The sequence below is a fragment of the Halomonas sp. BN3-1 genome (assembly GCF_003056325.1).
Taxonomy (GTDB): domain Bacteria; phylum Pseudomonadota; class Gammaproteobacteria; order Pseudomonadales; family Halomonadaceae; genus Halomonas; species Halomonas litopenaei.
In genome coordinates this window covers 122178-139356 of sequence record NZ_PYVV01000006.1, presented here as the reverse complement: position 1 = coordinate 139356, position 17179 = coordinate 122178, and the positions used below count along the sequence as shown (strand labels likewise).

The 17179-nt window shown below is 64.3% G+C and carries 16 protein-coding genes; 9 read left to right on the top strand and 7 right to left on the bottom strand.

The window, feature by feature from the left end:
- Nucleotides 1-201: 201 nt before the first annotated feature.
- Nucleotides 202-1368, bottom strand: coding sequence for a cyclopropane fatty acyl phospholipid synthase (gene cfa / locus C9F12_RS10350; protein ID WP_108448815.1), 1167 nt, complete (start codon nt 1366-1368; stop codon nt 202-204).
- A gap of 215 nt (nt 1369-1583) precedes the next feature.
- Between cfa and C9F12_RS10345 the strand changes: the two genes are divergently transcribed.
- Nucleotides 1584-1886, top strand: coding sequence for an MTH1187 family thiamine-binding protein (locus C9F12_RS10345; protein WP_045994015.1), 303 nt, complete (start codon nt 1584-1586; stop codon nt 1884-1886).
- Nucleotides 1887-1977: 91 nt separating this feature from the next.
- Here the strand turns inward: C9F12_RS10345 and C9F12_RS10340 are convergent, their stop codons facing one another.
- Nucleotides 1978-2868 (bottom strand): LysR family transcriptional regulator ArgP, encoded by an 891-nt coding sequence (locus tag C9F12_RS10340; RefSeq protein ID WP_045994014.1) that lies wholly within the window; start codon nt 2866-2868, stop codon nt 1978-1980.
- A 153-nt stretch (nt 2869-3021) separates the two neighbouring features.
- Here C9F12_RS10340 and C9F12_RS10335 point away from each other — a divergent pair, with 153 nt between their 5' ends.
- From C9F12_RS10335 to C9F12_RS10315, 5 genes are all read left to right on the top strand, one after another.
- Nucleotides 3022-3627, top strand: a complete 606-nt coding sequence (locus C9F12_RS10335; protein WP_108133064.1) for a LysE family transporter — start codon at nt 3022-3024, stop codon at nt 3625-3627.
- 216 nt (nt 3628-3843) lie between these two features.
- Nucleotides 3844-4932: a 4-hydroxyphenylpyruvate dioxygenase gene (gene hppD, locus C9F12_RS10330; protein WP_108448814.1), complete on the top strand. Its 1089-nt coding sequence runs from the start codon at nt 3844-3846 to the stop codon at nt 4930-4932.
- 236 nt (nt 4933-5168) lie between these two features.
- On the top strand, nt 5169-6635 hold the full coding sequence (locus tag C9F12_RS10325) for a sodium-dependent transporter (RefSeq protein WP_108448813.1): 1467 nt from the start codon (nt 5169-5171) through the stop codon (nt 6633-6635).
- Between the two features lie 201 nt (nt 6636-6836).
- Nucleotides 6837-7679 (top strand): uroporphyrinogen-III C-methyltransferase, encoded by an 843-nt coding sequence (cobA, locus tag C9F12_RS10320; RefSeq protein ID WP_108448812.1) that lies wholly within the window; start codon nt 6837-6839, stop codon nt 7677-7679.
- A 152-nt stretch (nt 7680-7831) separates the two neighbouring features.
- Complete coding sequence (locus C9F12_RS10315) at nt 7832-8179, top strand: septal ring lytic transglycosylase RlpA family protein (protein WP_108448868.1); 348 nt, start codon at nt 7832-7834, stop codon at nt 8177-8179.
- A gap of 134 nt (nt 8180-8313) precedes the next feature.
- On the opposite strand, the gene C9F12_RS10310 is transcribed toward C9F12_RS10315, so the two are convergent.
- From C9F12_RS10310 to C9F12_RS10295, 4 genes are read right to left on the bottom strand one after another with little or no spacing between them, the layout of a single operon-like run.
- Nucleotides 8314-9519, bottom strand: a complete 1206-nt coding sequence (locus tag C9F12_RS10310; protein ID WP_240184226.1) for an ABC transporter substrate-binding protein — start codon at nt 9517-9519, stop codon at nt 8314-8316.
- On the bottom strand, nt 9516-10925 hold the full coding sequence (locus C9F12_RS10305; protein WP_108448811.1) for a sensor histidine kinase: 1410 nt from the start codon (nt 10923-10925) through the stop codon (nt 9516-9518). The genes C9F12_RS10310 and C9F12_RS10305 overlap by 4 nt, the downstream gene beginning before the upstream one ends.
- Complete coding sequence (locus C9F12_RS10300; RefSeq protein ID WP_045994009.1) at nt 10922-11581, bottom strand: response regulator transcription factor; 660 nt, start codon at nt 11579-11581, stop codon at nt 10922-10924. The genes C9F12_RS10305 and C9F12_RS10300 overlap by 4 nt, the downstream gene beginning before the upstream one ends.
- Nucleotides 11578-12183, bottom strand: coding sequence for a helix-turn-helix domain-containing protein (locus C9F12_RS10295; RefSeq protein WP_045994008.1), 606 nt, complete (start codon nt 12181-12183; stop codon nt 11578-11580). Before C9F12_RS10295 ends, C9F12_RS10300 begins: the two co-directional genes overlap by 4 nt.
- 252 nt (nt 12184-12435) lie before the next feature.
- Between C9F12_RS10295 and C9F12_RS10290 the strand changes: the two genes are divergently transcribed.
- Genes C9F12_RS10290 through C9F12_RS10280 form a run of 3 tightly spaced genes read left to right on the top strand, consistent with a single transcriptional unit; the run spans nt 12436 to nt 15400 of the window.
- Nucleotides 12436-13425, top strand: coding sequence for a tripartite tricarboxylate transporter substrate-binding protein (locus C9F12_RS10290; RefSeq protein ID WP_045994007.1), 990 nt, complete (start codon nt 12436-12438; stop codon nt 13423-13425).
- On the top strand, nt 13422-13877 hold the full coding sequence (locus C9F12_RS10285) for a tripartite tricarboxylate transporter TctB family protein (protein WP_045994006.1): 456 nt from the start codon (nt 13422-13424) through the stop codon (nt 13875-13877). Before C9F12_RS10290 ends, C9F12_RS10285 begins: the two co-directional genes overlap by 4 nt.
- Complete coding sequence (locus C9F12_RS10280) at nt 13877-15400, top strand: tripartite tricarboxylate transporter permease (protein WP_045994005.1); 1524 nt, start codon at nt 13877-13879, stop codon at nt 15398-15400. Before C9F12_RS10285 ends, C9F12_RS10280 begins: the two co-directional genes overlap by 1 nt.
- Nucleotides 15401-15554: 154 nt before the next feature.
- Here C9F12_RS10280 and betC read toward each other — a convergent pair whose 3' ends face one another.
- The gene (gene betC, locus C9F12_RS10275; RefSeq protein ID WP_045994004.1) at nt 15555-17129 is read right to left on the bottom strand and encodes a choline-sulfatase; all 1575 of its coding nucleotides are present in this window, start codon (nt 17127-17129) and stop codon (nt 15555-15557) included.
- Between the last annotated feature and the right edge of the window lie 50 nt (nt 17130-17179).

Genomic DNA, 17179 nt, shown 5'->3' with positions numbered 1-17179 from the left:
GTGGATTACGCCATAGGGAGGAAAGGCTTGAATGTTTACGCAGGGCCGCTGGTGGCGGGCGTTGTGGCCGTGAAGCCGGTCGCTGATCGATCGGCAGACATCGGCGTGAGGGCTTGATCAAGGATATGCCGCAGCGAGAGTGACTAGGCAGGTTCCCGTCATGATTCACCGAAAGCGCGCGCATTTCCGGCGACCTCGTGGCTACCGGGGTGCGTCATAGCGAAGCTCTCGCCCCCTGGAGAATACCACCTGCCACAGTTGCAGGTAGCGCGCTCTGAAGGCTCCGGCACAGATCGCCAGGTAGTAGCGCAGCATCCGATAGGTGCGTTCATTGCAGTGCCGTGTGTTGTAGTGACGTGCAATGTCATGCCAGCAGGCGTCAAGGTTGGCTAGCCACGCCAGCAGGGTGAGATCGTAGTCGGAGCCGAAGTTCTGCCAGTCTTCCACCATCAACGTCTCCTCGCTGTGCTGGCAGATCTGGCGGGCGGACGGCAACACGCCGTTGGGAAAGATGTAGCGATGGATCCAGGGGTCTGCGGTGATGCGAGAAGTATTGGAGCCAATGGTATGCAGCAGGAAGAGTCCGTCATCCGGCAACAGGTCGGCCACCGTCCGAAAGAAGGTCGTGTAGTTGCGCTGTCCTACGTGTTCGAACATGCCGATCGAGGCGATCCGGTCGTACTGGCCTTGCAGGTCGCGGTAGTCGGCCAACTGGATATCGACGGGCAAGCCCTGGCAGCGCTCCCTGGCCAGTGCCACCTGCTCCCGGGAAATGGTGATACCGGTCACGCTGACGCCGTAGTGACGTGCGGCGTGCTCGGCCAGGCTGCCCCAGCCGCAGCCGATGTCGAGAAGGTGCATGCCAGGGCGCAGCGCCAGCTTTCGACAGACCAGGTCGAGCTTGGCGAGCTGGGCCTGATGCAGCGTCGTTGCCTGGCGCCAGTAGCCACAGGAGTAGCACATGGTGTCGTCCAGCATATACCGAAACAGGTCATTGCCGAGGTCGTAGTGAGCCTCGCCGACCTGATAGGCTCGGGCGCGACTCTGGAGGTTGAAGAAGCCCGCCTGCAGGCGATAGAAGAGGTGGCTCGCGGCGCTACGCGAGCGTTGGCCCAGACCGTGGCGCAGCAGCCGATGGGCAAGCTGGTCGATACGCCGCGCCTCCCACCAGCCATCCATGTAGGCTTCCCCGAGCCCCAGCGTGCCCTGGTGCAGGATGCGGGCGAACAGATCGGGATGATAGATTTGGATATCGTGGGGTTCAGGTCCGTTGAGGCGAATGCCCGAGCCCTCGAGCAACTGCTCGATGATCCGTCGAGGGCGATTGTTCGGCAGTGCGATGGGATGGGGGCGGGCGTCGCTGGTCATGTGGCCTCCTGGTGTCTGTGCAGGCGGCATGTCCGAAGAAACGAGAAGCGGGCAGGAGAGTCGCCCGCTCCGAAGTGAGGCCAGGACCGCCACCTCGGCAGGGGCCTGAATCACCTTCGGCTATCTTTATTGTTGCAAAACAGCATAGTTCAGCTGGCATGCCTTTCCAGCGAAGAACGCGGGCGGGTTGGCACAGAATCAAGGAGGCTTAAGTTATGCACGTTATCGTCGATCTTTGCGTGGTCCCCCTGGGTGTGGGCGTTTCGGTCTCCGACCACGTGGCCGCTTGCCAGCGGGAGATCCAGGCGTCCGGTCTCAGCCACCAGATGCACGCCTATGGCACCAATATCGAAGGCCCCTGGGACGAGGTCATGGCGGTGGTCAAGCGCTGCCATGAGGTGGTGCACGAGATGGGGGCGCCACGCATCACCACCACCTTGAAACTCGGTACCCGGACCGACCGCGATCAGAGCATGGCAGACAAGGTCGAGAGCGTGGCACGACGCCTGGGTGACTGACGGCACACTTCGAAAGCACACTTTACCGCCTGCCCCGACCTCGCGACGCTGATCGCTGCATGAGACGGGGCGGGTACCTTGCCGGGCCCGGTCAATCCGCAGGTGGCAACAGATGGTGTCCGGCCTGGTCGGCCAGGTGGCGGCCGAGTCGCTCCAGCGGCTCGCCGCCGTGGCGCCAGTAGTGCCAGTACAGCGGTACGTCCAGATGCCAGCCCGGCACCACGTCCTCAAGCTCCCCCGTCGAGAGCTCCCGATACGCCTGGATTTCGGGAATGAGCCCGAAGCCGAGGCCCGCGTGGGCCAGGCGCAGAAATCCCTCGACGCTGGCGCAGCGGTGGTGCGGGAAGGGGCCGTTGACGCCATGGGCCGCCATGAAGCGGTGTTGCAGTTGATCGTTGGGCCCGAAGATGATGGCCGGCGCCTGGGCCAGAGAACCGGCGTCCGCGCCCTGGGGGCAGTGTCGGGCCATGAAGTCGGGACTCGCCAGTGCGCGGTAGCGCATCACGCCCAGGGCGATGACCCTGGCGCCCTGGACCGGCATGTCGCTTGCGCACAGGCACGCAGCCACTTCTCCCAGGCGCATGCGTTCAAGTCCGACCTCCTGATCCTCGATGACCAGATCCAGGGTAATCGCCTGATGCTTGAGGTAGCCGGCGATGGCGCCCGGCCACCAGGTGGCGAGGCTATCGGCATTGATGGCGATACGTAGCTGACGGTGGCCCAGTGCCAGCTGCGGTGCATCCTGGATCAACTCGCCCTCCAGCAGTTGTACCTGCTGCACGTGGTTCAACAGCCGTTGACCCAGTTCGGTCGGTGTCGGCGGGGAGCCCCTCACCAGCACCGGCTGTCCCAGGCGAGCCTCCAGCAGCTTGATGCGCTGGGATACCGCCGATTGGGTCAGCCCCAGCGCACGGGCCGCGCGCTCGAAGCCCTGGTGGGTCAGCACGGCGGCCAGTGCATCGAGCAGTTTGTAGTCCAGCATGGGCGTCTATCTATTTCCTTGAGTATAAGAAATGGTAATGAGGTAGTGGGAGAAGTGATTTCTCTTATTTACCAGCTTGCCCTAGTCTCTGCCACATCCAGCAGCGCCCAACATCGGCGCAGCGTCGACAATCATCGTGAGGAAGGACAGACCATGTGGCTTTCACTGATCCAGGGCGTGGGCACCGGAGCGGGACTGATCATTGCCATCGGCGCGCAGAACGCCTTTGTGTTGTCCAAGGGACTGAGGCGACAACACGTCTGGTGGGTGGCGGGGATCTGCGCCCTGTGCGATGCCGTGCTGATCGGCCTGGGGGTGATGGGCCTCGGCGCCCTGATCGCCCAGAGTGAAGGGGCCATGCTGTTGGCGCGCTACGGCGGCGCCGCCTTCCTTGCCTGGCAGGCCTGGCTGGCCATTGGTCGGGTTCGACGGCCCAGGGGCATGGACGTTGCATCGTCTGCCTCCAGTGCCAGCCTTGCCCAGGTGGTGCTGGCGACCCTGGCGGTGACGCTGCTCAACCCCCAGGTCTATCTGGACACCCTGGTGATGCTGGGCGCCATCGGTTCGCTGCAAGAGAGCCCGGTGGGGTTCTACGTGGGGGCGACCATTGCTTCCTTTGTCTGGTTCTTCGGTCTGGTCAGCGCCGCCGGCGCCCTGGCACCGCGGCTGAAGAGCCCGAGGGCATGGCAGTGGGTGGACGGGATCATCGCCGTGATCATGCTGCTGGTGGCGTGGCAGCTGGTGACGCTGACGCTGTAAAGGTCCCAGCGATAGGCAGCCTGTCATGCCAGCGTGACGTCGTGTAAGGATTTCGTGACGCCTGGGGTGAAGAGCGCACACGGGGTGTCACGCCAGCGCTACAGCTGGCCGATGCCGGGGCGTGTGCGCTACCACCTCAAGCCGCTCCGGGGGGATGGGGGGCGCGTGTCGAGGAGCCTAGGATGGGGAGTGACAATCACAATGACGGAGGCCCACATGACCGCAGTCGCTCCCATCGATACCCACAACCCCATCGGCACCAATGGCTTCGAGTTCGTCGAATACAGCGCCCCGGATCAGGCTGGCATCGACGCCCTGCGCGAGCTGTTTCTCGCCATGGGGTTTACCGAGACGCGCCGCCACCGCTCCAAGCGGGTCACCCTGTTTCAGCAGGAGGGGGTGAACTTCGTGCTCAACGCGGAACCCGGCAGTCACGCCGCCAAGTTCGCCGAGATTCACGGTCCGGGCGCCTGCGCCATGGCGTGGAAGGTAGCGGATGCTCGTCAGGCACTGTCCTACGCCATCGATCAGGGCGCCCGTCAGGTCGATAACCCTGTCGGTGCTGGCGAGGTCGGCATTCCGGCGGTGGAGGGCATTGGTGGTTCGTTGCTGTATTTCGTCGATGATCGGGTCGACGAACAGGGACGTACCATCTACGACATCGACTTCGAGCCCATCGCCGGCACCTCGGCTCAGGACAACAGCGTTGGTCTCAAGGTGCTGGATCACCTGACCCACAACGTGGCGAGGGGTCAGATGGATCCCTGGGCCGACTTCTATACCCGTATCGCCAACTTCCGTGAGAATCGCTATTTCGACATCGAGGGCAAGAAGACCGGGCTTCATTCCCGCGCCATGACCGCACCCTGCGGCAAGATGCATATCCCGATCAACGAGTCCGCCGACGACAACTCCCAGATCGCCGAGTTTATCCGCGAGTACAACGGCGAGGGCATCCAGCACCTGGCCATGGCCACCGACGACATCTACGCCACGGTGCGCGCGCTGAAGGCCAACGGCATTCGCTTCCTGTCCACCCCCGACACCTACTACGAGAAGGTCAATGTGCGAGTGCCCAACCACGAAGAGCGGGTCGAGGATCTGCGTGAGTTGAGCCTGCTGATCGATGGCGGTCCGGATCAGGGGGTGCTGCTGCAGATCTTCACCGAGACCGTGATCGGTCCGATCTTCTTCGAGATCATCCAGCGCAAGGGTAACGACGGCTTCGGCGAGGGCAACTTCAAGGCGCTGTTCGAATCCATCGAGGAAGATCAGATTCGCCGCGGTGTCCTCGACGCCGACTAACGTCGGTCGGCTACAGCCGCTGTCGTCACTGGCGTCTTGTCGGCCAGGTGAGCGGCAGCGGATCCTTCGCCAGGTAGGCCCTTGGCCGCGACTTTGCGTCGTCGGCCTGCCCAATCACAACAAAATCCGTCACAATGGCGCGCTGGATGCCCTGGGTCTGTGCTGTTTCAGGCTGTTTTCAGGGCGCCACCGCCATGGTGGACAAACAAAAGTGCGCAAGCGATCTCTGGTGAGTCATGACAACCAATGAACCCTCTCGCACCCAGTGGCTAGGCCGCTGGGGCTTCGTTCTGGCCGCGACCGGCTCCGCTGTGGGCCTGGGCAATATCTGGAAATTTCCGTACATGACCGGAGAGTACGGCGGCGGCGCCTTCGTGCTGGTCTACCTGGTCTGTATCCTGTCGGTCGGTGTGCCCATCATGATGACCGAGATCGCCCTGGGGCGGCGTGGTCGGGGCAGCCCTATCGACGCCATTCGCCGGGTAGTCAAGGAATCCGGAGGCAGTTCGCTGTGGTCGCTGTTCGGCTGGATGGCGATGCTCTGCGGCTTTTTGATCCTGAGTTTCTACGTGGTGGTCGCCGGCTGGTCCTTCGCCTACCTGTGGAAGATGATCTCCGGCGGACTGGTCGGTTCCAGCGTCGATGACATGGCGGCCATCTTCGGCGCCAACAATGCCAACCCCTTCAGCCTCGGCGGTTGGAGCACCCTGGTGACCGTGGCCACCATGGTGATCGTTGGCAAGGGGGTGCAGCAGGGCATCGAGAAGAGCGTCGGCTGGATGATGCCGGGCATGGTGATCATGCTGCTGATCATGATCGTCTACGGCATGTTCTCCGGTGGCTTCGGTCAGGCCGTCCACTTCCTGTTCGACTTCAAGGCTTCCAGCCTGTCCAGCGAAGGCATGCTGGCCGCCATGGGCCATGCCTTCTTTACCTTGTCACTGGCCTCCGGGGCCATCCTCACCTACGGCAGCTACCTGCCGAGACGTGCTTCCATCGGTCGTACCACCCTGACAGTCGCGGTGGCCGATACCCTGGTGGCGCTGATGGCGGGGCTGGCGATCTTCCCGGTGATCTTCGCCAACGGCATGGAGCCCAACAGCGGCCCCGGCCTGATCTTCATGAGCCTGCCGCTGGCGTTCCAGGCGATGCCGATGGGCACGCTGTTTGGCATCCTGTTCTTCATCATGCTGTCGATGGCGGCGCTGACCTCCTCGATCTCGATGGTCGAGGCCACGGTGTCCTGGCTCAACGACAACAAGGGCATCAGCCGCAAGGCGGCCGCCTGGGGCACCGGCATCGTGCTGTGGCTGATGAGCACCCTGGCGATGCTGTCGTTCAATATCGGTGCCGACTGGACACTGGCCGGCAAGCACTTCTTCGACTGGCTCGACTTCCTCACCTCGCGTCTGATGATGCCGCTGGGCGGACTCGGCATGGCGCTGCTGGCCGGCTTCTTCCTCAAGAGTGAGGCGGTACGCGATGAACTGGATCTGCCGGCGGGCATACACGCCCTGTGGCTGTTCATGGTGCGCTACGTCAGTCCCCTGGGCATCCTGGTGATCTTCGTCGATGCGCTGGGCATCGTCGCTGTGGATTTCGCCGCTCACTGGCTGTGGCTGGCACTGATCCTGGTCGTGATGACCGGTCTCGGTGAAACCCTCAGCCCGAGGCTGCGGCGGACGCTGAGCGCCAAGGGGTAAGACAGTCACCCCACTGACCCTGCCAAAGCCGCCAGAGCGCCGCTTTCTCCGTCGGGGAAGGCGGCGTTCTGGTTTGGGGTGACGACGCCTTGCAGCAGCAATGAAGTGTGTTTTTGGTAATAACGAAGTGGACGTTTAATTCCGACATGGCATAATGATGCCCGTTGTCATCGCTCGTTGTTCACTCTGGAGTCCACCGTCATGAGCCCTTCCCAGTTGCCTGCCCACAGTGGCTTTCCGGCCGGTAGCGTGAGTCTCGTCGGTGCCGGTCCCGGCGATCCTGAGCTTCTGACCCTGCGAGCCTGGCGGCGACTGTGCGAGGCCGAGGTGGTGCTGCACGATCGACTGGTCAGTGAGGAAATCCTGGCGCTGGTGCCGGCATCGGCGGATCGCTACTACGTCGGCAAGGCTCGCTCCGATCACAGCCTGCCCCAGGAGGACATCAATCGCTCGCTGGTCGACTGGGCCCGTCAGGGCAAGCGTGTGGTCAGGCTCAAGGGGGGCGACCCTTTCATCTTCGGTCGTGGCGGTGAGGAGCTTGAGACCCTGGTGGCCGAAGGCGTTCAGGTGGAAGTGGTACCGGGCATCACCGCGGCTTCCGGCTGCAGCGCCTACGCCGGCATTCCTTTGACCCATCGTGATCACGCCCAGTCGGTGCGCTTTATCACCGGGCACTTGAAGGAAGGGGGGTGCGAACTCGACTGGCGGGCGCTGGCAAGCCCCGGTCAGACGCTGGTGTTCTACATGGGGCTTGGCAGTCTCGACTACATCAGCCAGGGCTTGATCGGCGAGGGACTGAGCCCGGACACCCCGGTGGCGCTGGTCGAACAGGGAACTACCCAGCGCCAGCGCGTCCATCTATCCAACTTGGCTAATTTGCCGAAGTTGAATGATCGGGATATCATTCGACCGCCCACCTTGATCATCGTCGGCAGCGTGGTATCGCTGCACGAGCAACTGGCCTGGTTCGATCATGCGCAAGCGGGGAGTCGTGGGTGGATGCACGGCAAGCATCCGTCACCCCGAGAACGTTCTTCGGATTGAACGTGCGCCATCGCTGGAGACTTCGCACCAGGCTCTGAATCCCCGCGTCTCGCGGGTTACCTGAGGTGAAGATGATGTTGTCCATTTCTCTGCGTCGTATGTTGTCCGGTCGATCGACCATGGCCGCCTGGGCGGCCGCCGTTGTTCTGGCCATGGCGTCGCTTGCGAGCGCGCCGGCAATGGCCCGTGACGACGGAGAGGTTGCTTCCCAGCGCGGCCAGGCTTCCTACTACAGCGATCGCTTCCAGGGGCGTCGAACCGCCAGCGGCGAGTCCTTCGACCAGCAGGCGCTGACCGCCGCCCATCGCAGTCTGCCCTTCGGTACCAAGGTGCTGGTCACCCGTCGTGATACCGGCCAGAGCGTCGAGGTCGAGATCAATGACCGCGGCCCCTTCGTCCAGGGACGGGTCATCGACCTGTCCAAGCGTGCCGCCCGCGAGCTAGGCATGCTCAAGCGCGGCACCGCGCCGGTCCTTCTGACCTACCTGCCCGGAGCTTGACCCGGGGCACCAACAGGGGCCACAAGCATCGGTACGTCGAAACGAAGATGTGCGATCGCAGGTGATCGACCAAGGCCCGCCAGGCTTGCCTGGCGGGCCTTGTCGTGTCTGCGCAACGATAGCAGGGCGCATCGTCACCGCGAGAACTGCTCGATCGCCCGGGTATCGACCGGCTGATCGTGAAATTCGCGCTGCCAGCGGGCGAGCAGTGCGGTGCGCTTCAACTCATCGAGGGTCGCCAGCAAGCCGGGGCTCAGAGGAATCGGCCTCAGGCCGTCAGGGTAGTCGCGGCGCATGGCGGTGGCGGTGCCCGGGCCATCCAGCTGGGGGTGCAGGGCGCCGAGTTCGCCGGCCTCGGCGATGACCCTTTGGCCGTCGGCGCTCAGCAGGTAGTCGACAAAGCGGCGCGCTGCCCCCGCGTGCGGCGCCTGGCGAGGCACGAAGGCCAGACGTCGAATGACCAGGGCATAGTCGTCGGGAATCACCAGCCTGAGCTCGGGGTCATCGGCGATCCTTTCCCGGGCATAGCTGCCCAGCACGTTGTAGGCGATGTCGTAGCGACCCTGCCTGAGGCCTTCCAGCATGGCGCCGGTGGTATTCACCAGGGCGGTATCTGCCTTGCCCAGCGCCGCCACCAGATCCCAGTAGCGCGGGGACAGGCGCGACTCCTCGATGGCGTAGGTGTAGCCGGCGCCGCTGGAGGTGGGGTCGTAGGTGACCAGGCGTCCTTGCAGCGGCGAGCGCGCCTCGGCCAGCAGGCCGAGCAGATCGGCGCGGCTGTCGACGGGGCCGAGGCGCTGCTCGAGGCGGCGGCTGACCACCATCACGATGGGTTCGAAGGTAAAGGCAAACAGCTCCTGACGCCACTTGGCCGTGTCCGGCCAGCGCTGGGTGATGGCGGTGTCGATGCTCTGGGCGTGACCCTCGTTGACCAGCAGGTACTGCCAGGGCATGGCCGACGAGATGACCACATCGGCCTCTGCGGGGGCGTCGAGAAAGCGCTGATGCACGTCCAGCGTCGAGAAGTTGCGGTAGGTGATGGTGTAGCGCGGATGACGACGATGGAAGTCCTCGAGTAGCGGCAGGGCGTAGGGGATATCCAGGGCTGCGTGGATCACCAGCGCATCTGACGACTCTCCTGTCCCTTCGAAGGTGACCTCATCGTAGGCTGGCTGCTGCGAGGCGTTCCCCGGGTATGCCTCGAGGGGGGAGTCGGACCCGGCCTCGGGTATGGATTGCGCCAGGGACTCATCAGGCAGAAGCGACCACAGCGCTAGCGACGCCACCAGCGTGACAACGGCGGTCATCCAGGGGGGCAGCGCAAGGGTGCGGGATATCATGGCTGGCTCCGTGAAGGGGCGGACGTCGATCCCTTGTCGACGCCTTCGCCGAATTGCAGGCTGACTCGCAGGCCCGGCGGTGGTGCTTCCCGGGCGTCACCGAGGCTCAGTCGAGCGCCGTGGGTGCGGGCGATGCCGTCGACGATGGCCAGGCCCAGACCCGAGCCTTCGCTGGTGTGCTCACCGCGGTGGAAGGGGCGCAGTACCAGCAGTCGACGCTCGTGGGGGATGCCTGGGCCGTCATCGACGACCGCCAGAGCGATCGGGTCGGCGCTGACCTCGACGGTGATGTGCCTGGCACCGTAGTGGCAGGCGTTGTCGATCAGATTGGCCAGCGCCTCGCCCAGCTGCCAGTCGAGCCCCTGCACGTGCACCGGTGCCTCTGGCGCCTCCAGACCAAGGTCGACGCCGGCGCGCTGACAGCGTTGCCAATGGGCCATCACCGCCTCACGGGCGACCTGAACCAGATCGGTGGGGGCCAGTTCGGGCTGGAACTCGGGATTGTCCAGGCGGGTCAGTGACAGCAGTTGCATGGCCAGGCGCGAGGCGCTCTGGCTGGTGGTCTGCATGGCGCCCAGGGCCGAGCGCCAGGTGGCGGGGTCGTCCTGGCGCAGGGCCAGTTCGGCCCGGGCGGAAAGTCCCGCCAGGGGAGTTCGGAGCTGATGCGAGGCGTCGCCGATAAAGCGTTCCTGGTTGGCCTTGACCCGACGCATCCGTGCCAGCAGCTCGTTGACGGTGTCACGCAGCTCGGCCAGCTCTCGCGGCAGCGGCAATTCCAGCGGTGCCAGGGTGCGCGGATCACGGGTGCGTATCTGGCGTCGCAGTCGTGTCAGCGGTGCCAGCGCCAGGCGAATGGCGATCAGCAGGGCGGCCACCGACAGCACCGCCACCGCCAGCAGGTAGGCGAGGCTCTGGCGAAACAGCTCGCCGCTGAGCGCGTCGCGCCCCTCGCGCGTGTGGGCGACCCGGATCTCGAAGGGCTCGCGCAGGCGCCAGTCCTCAAGCCGAGAGCGGCGCACCCCGAGGCGCAGAGGCATATCGTGGTAGTCAACGTCGCCATAGACGACGTCGCTCGCGTCCTGGGCGGCGCCTTCGATACCGGGCAGGTCGGCGTTGCCGGTGACCCGCTCACCGCGAGCGTCCACCAAGGTATAGAACACCCGTTCGTCGTGGCGCGAGGCGAGCATTTCCAGGGCCGCCGGAGGCAGGTCGAGCCATAGTCGGTCGTCCTGCCACTGGGCCTGTTCGGCGATCGACAGACTGGCGGCGTCGAGCAGCCGGTCGAAGGCCCGGTCGGCGGTCTGGCGAGCGTCCAGCCAGGCCCGCCACAGCACCACCGAGCCGACGATCAGCATCGGCAGCAGCAGCCAGGTCAACAGTCGGCGATGCAGTGAATCCCCGCTCATGGTGCTTCCAGCAGGTAGCCGAGACCGCGCACCGTGCGCAGGTTCACTCGATGCCCCTGAAGGCGCTTGCGCAGACGATGCACGTAGACCTCGATGGCATTGTCGCCGAGTTCCTCCTCGCCGAAGGCTTCACGCACCAGGGTAGCCTTGTCCACCGGCTGGCCGGCGTGCCGCATCAGGCACCCCAGCAGGCGCTGCTCTCGCGGAGGCAGTGCCAACGCCTCGTCGCCCAGGCTGAAGCGCTGGGCCAGGCTATCGAAGCTGAGTTCGCCAACGGTGATCAGGCCGGAGGGGGCGCGGCGACGCATCAGGGCGCGTACCCGGGCCTCCAGCTCCTCCAGCGAGAAGGGCTTGGCCAGGTAGTCATCGGCACCCAGGTCGAGCCCTCGCACGCGATCTTCTACCGCGCCGCGAGCGGTGAGAATCAGCACCGGGGTCGAGCTGTCGTGGCGCCTCAACGCCTCCAGCACCTCCAGGCCGCCGAGCCCAGGAAGGTTCAGATCCAGAAGTACCATGTCCAGTCGGTGATTTCCCTGGAGGCGGTCGCGGGCGTCGATGCCGTTGTCGAGATGCACAACCTCGTGGCCTGCGATGCCGAGGGCATCGACCAGGGTCTCGGCCAGAAGCCGATCGTCTTCCACCAGCAGCAGTGTCATGCGCGCCTCCCTTGGGTGTCCCGCTGATCGATCAACTGTGTCACCGCCTCGTCGAGCCGTGTCGCGGCGATGTGTGTGTCCAACCGTCCCTCGGGCCCGGACAGGGCCAGCCAGAGTTCGTGGCGACCTTCCAGCGGCAGCCGCCGACACACCATGATGCCTCCCGCAAGGGCCGGCGCCGGAGCGTCGGTGTCTCGAAGGGGCCACTGGCTGCCGGGAACAAGGTCATGGCGCAGGCTCTGATCGGGCAGGGCGGCCAGGCGACAGTGAACCACGCCGGCGGTCACCTCGAGCAGGCTGGCGGTGTCGCCGAGTTGTCGCGCCAGGCCGTCGAGCAGCGGCTGGATCAGTGCCGCGAGATCGCGACTGGGGGCGTGGCGACGGGCGAGGCGCACCGGAGCACCGCCAATGCGCCAGCGGCCATCCTCTCCACGCTGGGTGTAGTCGAAGCGTTCCAGCGAGGCCAGAAGCCTGAGCAGGGTGCTCTTGTAGAAGCCGGTGGCGTCGGCCAGTTCTGCCAGACTGAAACTATCCTGAGGAGTATCGAAGACCTCCAGGACCGAGAGGGCCCGTTCGACCGCCTCGACGCGATCCTGTGCCATGTGAACCTTCCTGTCGGTGATAGCGAATGATGTCGCTGGCATTCAACTTTGGTCGGAATTACGCGATCGCGCGTTGACCCGGATGCTATCCGGGCTTAGCTTTCCATCCAAGGGAACGACGTTCTGCCTTACAGAATTGTAAGCCAGGTGTCAGTTTCCAACAAGTGGAAATCTCGGCGCCGTCTCGGCGTCAATCGCGACGGGATGTCGGCTCGTGCCTCCTGTCAGCAGACAACAACAGAGGACTTCGTCATGTCCATGAACACGCCAGTCAAACTGATCGCCATCGCTGCCATCACCGGTGCAGCCAGCACTGCCGTTGCCTTTGAGCCCGAAGGCAAGGTCGAGTGTCTGGCACCTGCCGACCCGGGCGGCGGCTGGGACTTCACCTGCCGCAGCGTCGGTACCGTGCTCGAAGAGCTGGACCTGGTGCCGCGCGGTGTTCAGACCGTCAACATGGCCGGTGCCGGTGGTGGCGTGGCTTACGCTCACACCGTCAGCAAGCGCGCCGGTGATGACCAGCTGCTGGTCGCGGCTTCCACCGCCACCACCACACGCCTGGCCCAGGGGCAGTTCCCGGGAATGACCGCCGACATGGTCAACTGGGTCGGCGCCCTGGGGGCGGACTATGGGGTCATCGCGGTCAGCGCCGACAGCGAGTACCAGGACCTCAACGCCATCATGGACGCCATCAAGGAAGACCCGCGTGCGGTGAAGTTCGCCGGTGGCAGCGCCAAGGGCGGCTGGGATCACCTCAAGGTGCTGATCGCGGCTCAGGCTGCCGGCGTCGAGAACCTGCCGAGGATCCCCTACCTGTCCTACAACAACGGCGGCGAGGCCATGACCCAGGTGGTCGGCGGCCACGTGGACGCCTTCACCGGTGACATCACCGAGGCCCAGGGTTTCATGGAGTCCGGTGACCTGCGCGTGGTGGCGGTGCTGTCCGAGGAGCGTCTGCCGGGCGAGTTCAGCGAGATCCCCACCGCCAAGGAGCAGGGCATCGACGCCGTGGGTCCGAACTGGCGCGGCTTCTACATGCCGGCGGATATTCCTGAAGACGCCAAGCAGTACTGGGTCGACGCCATGGACACCATCTACGAGAGCCAGGAGTGGAAGGACGTCATGGAAAGCAACGGCCTGATGCCGTTCCACATGAGCGCCGGTGAGTTCGAGACCTTCGTCAAGGAGCAGATCGCCGACATCAACCAGCTCTCCAAAGATATCGGACTGATCCAGCAATGAGCATGTTCAACGACCGCGTATTCGGGGTCTTGATGATCGTCCTGGCCGTCGCGTACGGCTGGGGCGCCACCCAGTTTCCCGAACCCTTTGGCGGGGCCGAGGCGGTAGGCCCCGAAACCTTCCCCTACCTGCTGGCCGTCGTGCTGGGGCTGTCCAGCCTGTACATGGTGGTGCGCCCGGATCCTGACAATGCCTGGCCCTGGAGCCGCACCGGCGTCGAGCTGATCATCGCCTTGGTGGTGCTGGTGCTCTACGCGGCCCTGCTGCAGCCGCTCGGCTTCATCCTGGCGACCCTGCTGGCGGTGGGCACCCTGTGCTGGCGCATGGGCGCGCCGCCGGTCAAGGCCTTCATCGTCGGCGGTATTTCCGGCGTGGTGGTATTTCTGATCTTCAACTTTGCGCTGGACCTGCCCCTGCCCCTGGGTGTGCTGTCCTTCCTGGAGGTGGGCTGATGGAAACCCTTGGCTACCTGATCGATGGCTTCGGGGTGGCGCTCGCCCCGCATAACCTGATGTTTGCGCTGCTGGGCGCCTTTCTCGGCACCCTGATCGGCGCGCTGCCCGGACTCGGCCCGGCCAACGGTGTGGCGATCCTGATCCCGCTGGCCTTTACCCTTGGGCTCAAGCCCGAGACCGCCCTGATCATGCTCACTGCGGTCTACGCTGGCGCCATGTACGGCGGGCGTATCTCGTCGATTCTGTTGAATATTCCCGGTGACGAGCCGGCCATGATGACCTGCCTCGACGGCTATCCGATGGCCCAGAAGGGCAAGGCCGCCGAGGCCCTGGCGATCTCCGCCATAGCTTCCTTCATGGGCAGCCTGATCGCCACCGTGGGCCTGATCCTGCTGGCGCCGATCCTGGCCGATTTCGCCCTGACCTTTGGTCCTGCGGAATACTTCGCGCTGTTCCTGCTGGCCTTCGCGACCCTTGGCGGTATCACCGGCAAGAACCCGATGAAGACCGTGGTGGCCGCCTGCATCGGTCTGATGATCGCGACCATCGGTATCGACAATACCGGGGTGCAGCGCTACACCTTCCAGGTGCTCGAACTTTACGAGGGTGTCGACTTCATCATCGCCATCGTCGGCCTGTTCGCCATCTCGGAGCTTCTGTTCTTTATCGAGGACCGTGCCGGCAAGGGCAAGAAGACCATCAAGGTCAACAAGCTCAAGCTTTCCTGGGCCGACATCAAGGGCATCATGCCCTCGAGCATCCGTGGCGGCATCCTCGGCTTTATCGCCGGCGTACTGCCGGGGGCCGGTGCTTCGCTGGGCAGCTTTATCGGCTATACCCTCGAGAAGAAGGTGATCGGCAAGAAGGGCTACTTCGGTGAAGGTGACCCGCGCGGCGTGGCTGGCCCCGAGGCCGGCAACAACGGCGCCTCCAGCGGTGCCCTGGTGCCCATGCTGACCCTGGGCGTCCCGGGCAGCGGCACCACCGCGGTGCTGCTGGCGCTGCTGATCTCGCTGAATATCACCCCTGGTCCGCTGATGTTCACCCAGAACGCGGACATCGTGTGGGGGGTGATCGCGGCGCTGTTGATCGGCAACTTCCTGCTGCTGGTGCTCAACATTCCGCTGGTCGGTATCTTCGTCAAGCTGCTGTCGGTGCCGCCGATGTACCTGTTGCCGATCGTCACCATGGTGGCCTTCGTCGGCATCTACTCGATCTCCAACACCACCTTTGATCTGTACTTCATGGTGGCCTTCGGGGTCGGTGGCTACATCCTCAGGAAGCTCGAGATCCCGCTGGTGCCGGTGATCCTGGGTCTGCTGCTTGGCCCGGAGATGGAGAAGAACCTGCGCCACGCCATGGACATCTCCGACGGCGACTGGACGATCCTGTGGGACAGCGGCCTGGCGATCGGCCTGTGGCTGTTCGCCGGTCTCGGCCTGATCCTGCCGTACATCGTCGGCCCGATCCTGAGAAAGCGCATGGAGGTTCAGACCGGCCACACCACACCGGGTGATTGAGCGACCCCGCTCCCGGTGGTTGACGAAGGCCTTCGGGCTCGACTCGACTAACGACCTTGGGCGCCCCGATGGGGCGCCCTTTTTTTCGTGTTTCTGGTCGTGCCTTGCCGTCTGACTGTATGACGGTCTGACCGTGCGGCGTGCGCCGTTGCTCTTATCCCTGGTTCGTGGACCTGGGGTGGCGGGGTTTCTCCGGAGGCGTCACCGGAACAAAGGGGAATCTGGCACGTTGCTTGGTGGCTGTGGTGCTGGGATCGGTGCCACCGCGCACATAGACCTTGGCGGGATCGTAGGCAGGGCCAAAGTCCCAGTAGGGGAAGCGGCCATGCTTCATCGCCTCCTGAACAAAGATCCGTTTGCGCTGGGATGCGCGGATGCGTCGGTCGAGATCGTCCTCGTCCCAGCGGGTCTGCATCTCGGCAAACATCTCCTCGATCACCTGCTGATAGGCCGGATCTTCTGCCAGATTGTTCAGCTCCTGTGGGTCGGCTGTCAGATCGTAGAGCATCTTGGGGTCGGTGCGGCTATGGACCAGCTTGAGGTGGCCCTTGATCATGATCAGCGCCGGGGCGTAGAGCCCTTCACCATTGAACTCGATGAAGATTCTGTCCTCGGCACTGCCGCGCTTTGGCAGGCGCAGCAGGCTGCGTCCGTCATAGGGCGCGACGAAATCGTCGAAGCCGCCACCGCTGGCGATATCGGTGAAGGTGGGCAGGAGGTCGACGAGCGAGGCGAGCGCCTCTTCGCGGTGACCCGCCTTGAACCCAGGACCCTGTGCGATCAGGGGGACACGGATCGATGCCTCAAAGGGATTGAACTTGTACCACATGCCGCGCTCGCCGAGCATTTCGCCGTGGTCGGAGGTGATGAAGATATAGGTGTTGTCGAGCTCCCCGATCCGCTCCAGGGTTTCCATCAACTCGCCGATCAAGGTGTCGAGATGGGTGACCATGGCGAAGTAGGCGCGGCGCGAGTTGTAGAGCTGCTGCGGGGTGATGTCGAATTCGTCCTGGCGGATGGTGAGGTAGTAGCGCTGCGACCAGGGGTCGCGCTGCTCGTAGGGGATGTGCGCCACCTCCGGCTCGGGAATGTCGACACCCTCGTACATGTCCCAGTATTTCTTGTCCGCGACGAAGGGGTTGTGGGGCTGGGTAAAGGACACATGCAGCAGGAAGGGGCGGTCATCCGTCGATCTGGCGTGATCGAACATTTCCTGCTTGGCGGCGTTGAACACCTCTTCGTCGTAGTCGATCTGCAGGTTGCGCTGGCAGTACCCGGCCTCGACCACACTGAGCAGGCTCATGTGCGACGGCGCGTAGGGTTCGTCGGTCTGATCCCAGTCGGCGGTCCAGGCGAAGTCGGAGGGATAGATGTCGGTGGTCAGTCGCTCTTCGAAGCCATGCAGCTGGTCTGGCCCGACGAAGTGCATCTTGCCCGCGAGGGTGGTCTTGTAGCCGAGCTTTCGCATGTAGTGCGCGTAGGTCGGTTCGGAGGCGAGGAATTCGGCGCCGTTATCGAACACTCCCACATCCGAGGGCAGACGTCCGGTCATCATCGAGGCGCGTGAAGGGCCGCAGACCGGGTTGTTGCAATAGCTGTTGGTGAAGGTCGTGCCCTTTCTGGCGATCTTGTCGATATTCGGGGTGATCGCGTAGGGCTTGCCGTAAGCGGAAAGACACAGCGCGGTCATCTGGTCCGCCTGGATGACCAGGATATTGGGTCGAGACATGATGTAGCTCCTGTTGCCGTCTGCCACCGGGGCACCCGGGTGGTGCCCCG